A 431-nucleotide genomic window follows, 5' to 3' on the forward strand; every position below is an offset into this window, starting at 1 on the left:
CGACTCGACCGCGTCCTCGCCGCCAAGGACGCGTGGGCTGCCCTCGACGATGACGCTCGCGCGTCCGTCGAGGAAGCCTTCCGGGCCTACGACGAGGCGGGCGAGACCGAGCGCGCTGCCGTCCACGCCGCACTCGAACTCCGGGAGGCCGGTCTCCGAGGCGAGACGTTCGACGCGCTCGACGAGGCCGACCCCGACGCCCTCCGCGATGCGCTCGGTGCGCTCGGCTACGTCGACAACGACGGGTCGGTCGCCCCCGGTGCGGACGACCGCCTCGACCGCATGCGCGACCGCCTCGAAACGGCGAAAGACCTCGAATCTGGCTCGTTCGACGTGCTCGAAACTATCCAGTCGCGCGGTGTCCGGTCGCTCGACGATTTCCGGTCCGCGTTCGTGGAGTACATCGCACAGGAGACCGACCTCTCTCGTGG

At 70.1% G+C, this 431-nt stretch carries 1 pseudogene; it reads left to right on the plus strand.

The features are described from left to right. Positions 1 to 431: pseudogene (locus DEQ92_RS23050) on the plus strand (DNA mismatch repair protein); the annotation flags it as partial.

This window comes from Haloferax sp. Atlit-6N (genome assembly GCF_003383195.1).
Classification (GTDB): Archaea; Halobacteriota; Halobacteria; order Halobacteriales; family Haloferacaceae; genus Haloferax; species Haloferax gibbonsii.